Origin of the sequence: Vescimonas sanitatis (genome assembly GCF_049060325.1) — a bacterium.
Taxonomy (GTDB): Bacteria; Bacillota; Clostridia; order Oscillospirales; family Oscillospiraceae; genus Vescimonas; species Vescimonas sanitatis.
Map to the genome: position 1 here is coordinate 1 of NZ_JBMGPW010000052.1, position 424 is coordinate 424.

Sequence of the window (424 nt, forward strand, 5' to 3'; positions counted from 1 at the left end):
ATCCTGGCCTTCACGACCTTCCCGAAGGACGTGTGGACGCAGGTCTGGTCGAACAATCCGGCCGAGCGGCTCAACCGCGAGATCCGCCGCCGCACCGACGCGGTGGGCATCTTCCCCAACCGGGCAGCCATCGTCAGGCTGGTCGGTGCGGTGCTGGCCGAGCAGACCGATGAGTGGGCCGAGGGCCGCCGCTACCTCGGCCTCGAAGTCCTGCACCGCTGCCGGCTCACCCCCGTGAGAAACACCGGAGACGAGGTGGACACCGACACCGCCCTCGAGCTCAGCGCCTGAGCACCCCCACGAAGGATCCAACCGCTACACCACTTCGAGGGACTTGACCCCTGCCGAAGTCAATCCGTGCGGATGATGCACCAGCACTCGCTGAACCGTCGCGCACGCAGATCATCTCGCCGCATCCAGATTT

Annotated in this window: 1 protein-coding gene; it reads left to right on the forward strand. The window is 66.3% G+C overall.

Features of this window, described 5'->3' with window-relative positions; genetic code table 11:
• The coding region (locus ACOMDU_RS13710; protein WP_421130713.1) for a transposase at positions 1-291 on the forward strand (291 nt) is incomplete at its 5' end.
• Positions 292-424: the final 133 nt, after the last annotated feature.